This window comes from Candidatus Jordarchaeum sp. (genome assembly GCF_052745115.1).
Map to the genome: position 1 here is coordinate 1 of NZ_JBRAKS010000190.1, position 7,797 is coordinate 7,797.

The 7,797-nt window shown below is 39.5% G+C and carries 9 protein-coding genes; 8 read left to right on the forward strand and 1 reads right to left on the reverse strand.

Annotated elements, in window-relative coordinates:
- Positions 1-398 precede the first annotated feature (398 nt).
- From ACUVXA_RS13165 to ACUVXA_RS13185, 5 genes are all read left to right on the forward strand, one after another.
- Positions 399-1,253, forward strand: coding sequence for a hypothetical protein (locus ACUVXA_RS13165; RefSeq protein WP_445871733.1), 855 nt, complete (start codon positions 399-401; stop codon positions 1,251-1,253).
- A 196-nt stretch (positions 1,254-1,449) separates the two neighbouring features.
- Positions 1,450-1,824, forward strand: a complete 375-nt coding sequence (locus tag ACUVXA_RS13170) for a phosphorylase family protein (RefSeq protein WP_445871734.1) — start codon at positions 1,450-1,452, stop codon at positions 1,822-1,824.
- A gap of 29 nt (positions 1,825-1,853) precedes the next feature.
- A complete protein-coding gene (locus ACUVXA_RS13175) occupies positions 1,854-2,177 on the forward strand; it encodes a phosphorylase family protein (RefSeq protein WP_445871741.1) in 324 nt (107 codons plus the stop codon).
- A gap of 28 nt (positions 2,178-2,205) precedes the next feature.
- A complete protein-coding gene (locus ACUVXA_RS13180; protein ID WP_445871735.1) occupies positions 2,206-3,390 on the forward strand; it encodes a geranylgeranyl reductase family protein in 1,185 nt (394 codons plus the stop codon).
- A gap of 300 nt (positions 3,391-3,690) precedes the next feature.
- Entirely contained in the window at positions 3,691-3,999 is a 309-nt protein-coding gene (locus tag ACUVXA_RS13185) for a MoaD/ThiS family protein (RefSeq protein ID WP_445871736.1), read from the forward strand.
- A 3-nt stretch (positions 4,000-4,002) separates the two neighbouring features.
- Here ACUVXA_RS13185 and nadA read toward each other — a convergent pair whose 3' ends face one another.
- Complete coding sequence (gene nadA / locus ACUVXA_RS13190; RefSeq protein WP_445871737.1) at positions 4,003-4,944, reverse strand: quinolinate synthase NadA; 942 nt, start codon at positions 4,942-4,944, stop codon at positions 4,003-4,005.
- 167 nt (positions 4,945-5,111) lie between these two features.
- On the opposite strand from nadA, the gene ACUVXA_RS13195 reads away from it, so the two are divergent.
- From ACUVXA_RS13195 to ACUVXA_RS13205, 3 genes are all read left to right on the forward strand, one after another.
- Positions 5,112-5,543: a universal stress protein gene (locus tag ACUVXA_RS13195; protein WP_445871738.1), complete on the forward strand. Its 432-nt coding sequence runs from the start codon at positions 5,112-5,114 to the stop codon at positions 5,541-5,543.
- A 59-nt stretch (positions 5,544-5,602) separates the two neighbouring features.
- Positions 5,603-6,766 (forward strand): acetoin utilization protein AcuC, encoded by a 1,164-nt coding sequence (locus ACUVXA_RS13200; RefSeq protein WP_445871739.1) that lies wholly within the window; start codon positions 5,603-5,605, stop codon positions 6,764-6,766.
- 174 nt (positions 6,767-6,940) lie between these two features.
- Positions 6,941-7,765, forward strand: coding sequence for a vWA domain-containing protein (locus ACUVXA_RS13205; RefSeq protein WP_445871740.1), 825 nt, complete (start codon positions 6,941-6,943; stop codon positions 7,763-7,765).
- The last annotated feature ends 32 nt before the right edge of the window (positions 7,766-7,797 follow it).

Here is a 7,797-nt window from a genome sequence, read left to right on the forward strand (position 1 = left end):
CATAAAAAAAGACCATTTAAAATGAGGATTTTTCCGTGTGTATCCCCAATTCATCACAACTTCTTGATCCTTTGAGTTCAGACTCTAAAAACATTACACTTTTTTCCTATTCTTGTTCATAAACTTTTTAAAAGACTAAACGGTATGGGCGGATGGTTTCGAGTCCAGAAACCTAACAAACTATTCTTTAATAAAATTTACCGTGAAAGTGTTCTTATTTAACAGGAAAAAGTCGATCTAATCGAAAAAACAGCTCTAGAACTTTTATAAAGAAGTTTGGTGATGTAAAAAAGTTCAAATGTGCTTTTTATGGTTTAATACGTATAAACCGCGAAATTTTTGTTAAACTACTCTTAAACTAATACGTGTTATAATACGGGCGATATGGAGGTTTTAAAGTGAATAGAGTGGCTAAAACTATTTTCATTTTTATACTATTGTTTTTCCTAGTGTACCTTCTTCCCGTAGTGCTTCCCTTATGGGAGTTCTGGGATCTAATCGTACAAGCTCCCTTTGTAGCATTGTCGTCTATGGTTTTCTACAAGGTTATTGTGGCTGAGAAGAAGCCCAAAGAAATCTCAGATAAGAAAATGCTGATGCTTCAGGCATTTATGGTATTATCCTTCTTCATCTTCTTTGAAGGCCACGGCATGCATTTTACCGCAAATAGTGTAGAAGTGCTCATCGCGGAAAATCTTCCGTTCATCTACCTGGCCTCTCTGGTGTTTCCAATGAGCAATATTCCGGCGCAGATATACTTCTGGACCATCTATCCTAAAATATACTATTTTGACGAAATGCTTGGACACCAATTGGTTTACACCGGTTTCTTTCTGTTACTAGTTTCTGGTATAGTGCTTGAAATCTGGACTGGAGAGCATAAACCTTTGGAGAGAATTGACTATGCTGCAATTATTGTTGCCGCGGGTATTGCAGGTTTTATGGTGGTTCAAGCAGTTATAGAAGGACAATTCGTACCTCAAACAATAGTACTCTCGATAGCTATCCTAATCGGTTTTCCTTTAGCTACAAGAGGTAGAGTTTCTTTAAAAGAATCGCCTTTTGCTCTCTTCGTTATTATTACGGTGATTCTGCTCTTAGTTGGCATACTCTTGTACGGATTAACAACTGATCCACTCTACGCTGCGTTTGCGGGTCCTTGGCCCCAACCCTCAGAGGCTAAAAGACTATTGAACCAGTTTCTAGTCTTCAATTTTTGGGACGAATTGAAATGGCTACTACTGCTACAATAGAACTCCTATATTGAAAACCAAGCCTTCAAACATTCACTCTTCTTTATTTTTTCCCTCATATTCATAACAAATAAGCTATTGTCCCTCTCTTTAGTAAAGATAATATCTTTAAAGAGAAGTATTAAAATTATAAAGCTTATAAAAAAGGTTAATATACGGCATTGAAATATTGCCAAAATCTATGGGGATGAGGCAGTTGTCTCAAAATTCTAAAATTGTGTATATTTTACTCGGCTGCGCACCGGACTCGATTGCAAAAACAGTTTTGCTCCCTGCAACTCCTGCGTGCACCAATCGAATCCTAGGATTTTTAAAAAAATCCGAAACTAGGGGACAAACACACCGAGGAAAAGTAAATTCATTAAATGTTTCCGTGGTTCCAACGGGGATTGGTTGCCCATCGGCTGCCATTGTCCTTGAGGCATTACATAGGGCTGATGTGAAGACCGCGATCAGGATAGACTTCTTAGGCGGTTTGGTTGAGAATATAGATGTAGGCGATATAGTTATTGCGGATTCCGCATTTAAAGGAGATGGTACCACTAGGCACTATATGGGGGTGATAAGATAGAGGCTAATTCTGAATTAACGAATCTGCTTATTCGGAAGTCTAAAGAGTATGGGAGGAATGTATTTGTGGGTCCGGTTTGGACTACTGATGCTCTTTTTCGAGAGACCTCTGAACTATATAGAGAAGCGGTGGAAAAGGGATGTGTAGGCATAGATATGGAGTGTTCAGCGGTCTTCACTCTGGGGAAAATCTATAATATGAAGACGGCTGCGATAATGGTTGTAAGTGATAAGCCGGGGACGGAAAAAAGTTTTTGGAACATCGAAAAGTTTGCGTCAGAGCTTTTACAGGGACTTGATGATGCCATAAAAATCGCTTTCAACACGATCGTAAGTCTTAAAGAAAATAGTTAGAGTTTGTAGAGCTATTGGAGATTTTAAAATGATTTGGGATGTAATTGTTGTGGGCGGCGGACCTGCGGGGCTTATTTGTTCGGAAAATCTGGCTTCATATGGTCTAAATGTTCTTGTTTTGGACGATAGGGATGAGCCCAATATGGATAAGCTCTGTGGTGGAATGCTCACAGAAAGAGCTTTACGTGAATTTTCTTTAGATGAAAACATTCTGGAAAGGGAGATTTGGGGGGTTACAGTATCCTACAGAGAAGGAGAGTCTTTCACCATAGATTATGATGAAAGGGTTGGGGGTAATGTTCACCGCACAGAACTCGGTAAATACCTAGCTCAAAGAGCGGTTTCCAATGGTGCGGAAGTAAGGTCAAAGGAACATGTCAAAAAGTTGAAGATACGACAGGACTACGTGGAGCTATCCGCATCTGAAACATATCAAACCAAAATGGTGGCGGGAGCGGATGGCGTAAACTCCATTATTAAAAAATTATTGAATCCAATGGATGATCGAAAATCTCTAGGTTTCTGTGTACAGTATTTGATGAGCATGAAGCCCGAATTGATAGATGAAAGGTTTGGAAAAAGAAACGAATTTTACTACGGTGGCGACGTATCACCTTTTGGATACGCTTGGATCTTCCCAAAGGGCGACTGTCTGGCTGTGGGTGTGGGAGCCCTTCTTTCAAAAGTGAAAGAAAATTTGAAAACTTATCTTGAAAATTTTGTTAAAAATCATCCAGTCGCCTCTCAGAAACTAGAAGGGGCGAAAGTGATTAGATTTGACGCTGCTCTAGTTCCTCTTTCAGGCTTGACTTCCATAAATTATTCAGATCGCATAGTTCTTGTTGGAGACGCTGCGGGTACCGTATCTCCAATCACTGGAGAGGGCATGTATTACTCTATGGTAAGTGGGAAAATAGCGGCAGATGTTATTAATAGAGCTTTTCATAAGAACGATTTTAGTGAAAAAGGTTTGTCGGTATATCAGAAAAAGTTGAAAAAAAGGCTAGGTAGCGAATTAAAATGGGGAGTTTGGCTCCAAAACTACTTTTTAAAGGGGCAGTCCTCTAATGTGGGGATTGGGATTATGTCTGATAAGGGTATGCAGAAACTAGTAGGCGACCTTTTAGTGGGGAGGAAATCCTATACCCGAATATTAGTTCGAGCAATACCTTACTGGTTAAAAAACAAGATTAGGAACACAATAAGAGACTAGTGGTGTACTGGGGTTGGTTTAAAGTGAGTTTCTCGGTCTGTGGTAATAAACACCAGTGTCTATTACTAAATGTGTACCCATTAGTCCTGATAGAAATACTAAAAAGAGTGTTTACTCATAAGGTACTTGGATGATAAAACTGACCTGCACTGAGCCCGTCAAGCGATGAGGAAATGCACCTATTTTGATCATCTTTCTATAATTTTTTCTTTACAATAATAATTAATCTCGCATCAACTTAAATAACGTCGACCATATTTTGAAAAATCCAATAAACTTGGTATTCACGTAGGTGAGTTCATGAAGGTAAGTGTTCGCGCGATGTCTACTCTTAAATATACGGCGAAAAAAAGTAAAATGTTATTCACTATTGAAAATGGAGCCACGGTTCGCTCACTTCTTAATTTAATACGTGAGGTCGACGAGAAGCTTTATAATGCTATTTCTGTTAACGAAGGTCAGCTAAATCCCGGTATAATTGTTTTAATAAACGAGAGAGATATGGAGTTGCTTCAGGGAATAGACACAAAACTACAAGATGGAGATGTTGTAGTTTTTCTCTCAGCGGTTCACGGTGGCAATATGGTTTCTTCCGACCGGAATTTTTAAGAATTACTTGGTCAGTTCAAACATTGCTTCAAGAGCGGTTCTTGCCTTCTCTGCTATATTTTCTGGAACCTTAATCAAGTTCTCAGGGGGTTTATTAATAATTACGTCTCGAATTTTTTCTAGAGTGTTCCTTTTCATGTTTCTGCAAATGGCAGTTTCTGACGCGGGGATAAACGTCTTATCTCCACCAATTTCTCTTCTCATGCGGTCCACTAATCCTATTTCCGTTCCAATGATGAATTTCTTCTCTTTTGAGTCTTTAACGTAGTTGAGCATTTGACTTGTGGACGCAACTACATCCGCTACTTCCTGAACCTCCATGTCGCACTCTGGATGAACAAGTACAACTGCGTCAGGATACTTATTTTTCAACTCAAGAATATTTTCCGGTATGAATCTTACGTGTACTATACAGTATCCATCCTCTGGTACTGGAACAGTCTTAACACCGGTCTTCTTCTCCACATGAGCTGCAAGGTTTGCGTCAGGTCCGAATAGAACCTTATCTGAACCTAAGGCTTTTACCACTTTCGCCGCGTTTGCAGATGTACACATAACATCAGCTTCTGCCTTTGCCTCTGCGAGAGTGTTTACATACAATACAACCGGCAGATCTGGATGTTCTGCTTTTGCCTTAGTAACAATGTTTTTTGGGCACATCAACGCCATGGGGCATTGAGCTTTTGGATCAGGAATAAAAATTTCGGCGTCAGGATTGAGGATTGCCATTGTTTCGGCCATAAAGTCCACTCCACAGAAAACGATTAAATCTGCGTCAATCTCTTTTTGAGCCAACTTGGCTAGTTCAAGACTATCGCCAAGAACATCCGCGATTTCTTGAATTTCGGGGGTTTGGTAATTGTGGGCAGGAAGAAAGATATTCTCACTTTTCTTAAGTTTTAAAATCTCCTCTTGTAATTTTCTAACACCATTTCCCTTAGGCAAAAAAACAACTCCTATAATCTAAAAATACGAGACTATCTGGAAATTTAAATATTGTTAGCTACTTATGATATTTACTAAAAATTTCTAAATTAAAATTATCAAAATTTTTAAGTTAAATTCCGTCCATTAGATAGCTAAATAAAAATATTTTATGCTGGTGCTTTGTTATGTTTAAAAAAATTCTGGTAGCCACGGACGGCTCGAAACAAGCCGAAAAAGCTGTTAACTATGCAATCGGGATTGCAGAGACCTGTGGATCTGAACTTATTGTTATAAGCGTTGTAGAAAAGGCGCAGCTGGAACGCTTGGAACCCTATTTGAAGGAGGGCATAAACGAAATTAGAGATAAGATGAAGTTAAAGGCAAATCAATTTTTGGAGGAAGCGGAGAAAAAAGCTAAAAGCAAGGGGATTAAAGTCACCAAACATGTTCTAATGGGCGACCCCGCAGAATCAATTTGTGATCAAGCTGAGAGGGATGGAGCGGAACTGATAGTGGTCGGTATAAGGGGAGCCACTGGGACTCAAAAAGTGACGGTGGGCAGTCACTCGATAAGAATTATTCGCTGGAGCAAGAGACCGGTTTTGATTATTCGTTAACCCCATCCTTGGAGAATATATTAATATCACTTTTACTTGTTTTAAAAAGGTGTTTTCTTATGACTGGAAAAATGGCTGTAATTTACTCTGATGATTATCTTAAATATTATCTTAGCCCGAATCATCCCCTAAGACCTCAACGATTAGCTCTAGCCATAAGACTTATGAGGGAAATAGGCGTTTTCAACAACCAAAACGTGACCATGGTTGAACCCGGTGAGTGTGAAGAAGTAGAATTGGAGCTTGTCCATAGTCCCGAATATATAGAGTTAGTTAAAACGCTTAGCAAAACAGGTGAAGGCTACTTAGACTATGGGGATACCCCTGCGTTTCCACGAATGTTTGAGGTTACCCGAAAAATTGTCGGCGGTTCACTAAAGGCAGCAGATCTGTTAAATAAGGGTGAAGTTCAGCACGCTTTCAATATTGGTGGAGGTTTGCATCATGCAACAAGAAGTAGAGCTTCCGGATTCTGTGTTTTCAATGACATTGCTTGCACCGTTCGTTACATTCAGAAAAAATATCAATTAAAGCGAATAATGGTCGTTGATTTAGATTGTCACCACGCCGACGGGACGCAGGACACTTTCTACTCCGAATCCGGAGTTTTAACTGTATCATTGCATGAGGATGGAACTTATCTTTTTCCAGGGTCTGGCTTCGTTTTTGAGGACGGTGAAGGGGAGGGAAAGGGTTATTGTGTAAACGTTCCTCTTCCGCCCTACACTTTTGACGAGGCTTACCTCTATGCCTTCAATGAGATCGTACCGCCACTAGCCAGAGCCTATAAGCCGGAATTGATTCTGCAGCAGTCAGGAGTTGACACTCATTACACCGATCCCTTAACTTCGGAGGCACTAACGATTAGGGCGTTCTTGAACGTGGTTAAAACTATGCATAGCTTAGCACACGAGCTGTGCGATGGAAAATACTTGCTGTTTGGTGGAGGTGGCTATCAGATAGGTGTTGTGGCTAGAGCTTGGGCTTCAATGCTCTGTGAACTACTGAATATTTCCATACCGGAGGAAACTCCTGAGGCTTGGAGAGAATTCTACAATAGCGTTTCAAAGGAAATAGGATTAAACTATGCTGCGCCCACTAAGATGGAAGATCCTGAGGTGAAAGTGGAAGAAAGGGCAAAAAAGATGGTTTTCGAGGATTTGAAACAAGTGGTACAAGATGTAAAGGAGAGAATTTTTCCGGTTCATGGTTTAGACTTCTAATGTAACAATAAGTCTTAATTCGAATTTGGCTTACTAATAAATGGCTTTTTCTATCATTATTTTATGTTATTTTGGAATGTTGGGAGAGAATCATTTTTAGCCTAAGCTTGGTTAATAAATAATTAGTATTTGCTATTTTAATGCTAAAAAACAATTTTGGATGAGGATTTTCTAATGGTACAAGTTAAGGAGAAAAATATTGTCATTGGAATGGATAACAGTTTCAGCATGATCCGATTTAACGATGTGCGCGTATCTTCAAATGTTTGGTCACCGGGGGAGGAAAGCGTATCAAAAATCTTGGAAAAATACTATGTGCCCCTTTCCTCGGAAAGTGTTAAACGCTTGCAAGAGATGCTATCTGTCAAAGATAAGTTAGTTAAAAGATGTGCTGGTGCAGTAACCGCTGCTATTTTAACCTTTGATGATATGCTCCAGAATAAACTGGGAAATCTTTTCTCGGTTTTCTTCTTTAACGATGATGTTTGGCCGGATCGCGAAAATAAAGAATTGGCAATTTTTAAAACCACCGAAGAGGATGCTCCTGAAGCCATTATCGCTATGTTAGATTATGGATTAAACTGTAGGGGTGGTACCAATCTTAGTGGCGCCGTTGAGAGAGGAGTCGAACTAGCAGAAATGATGATTGATGAAAACCGGGTAAAACCAGTAATCTTCGTTCTTATTTCTGACGCTGCGCCATACGAAAAATCTGGAGACACACCGGAGAAATTCCTAAAGACTGTTAAAAACCTACTCGGAGAAAGAGAAGACATTCATTTAAACTGTATTAGTATCGGAAAGAATGCACATCACGACCTTTTTAAAGAAGCCGCTGAAATCACATATGGTAAAAATCTCGCACTATCTTCACCGGACCTTGGCCAAATCACAAAATGGATAAAAGAATTATATGTGGATGTCGCTCCCAAACCCTCCGTAAAATCTGGGCTTTTTTCTCGAGGGTTTACAACAGTAAAAAGATTTAATACTAAATAATACCATATATGGCTATGTGGTACTATGAAACT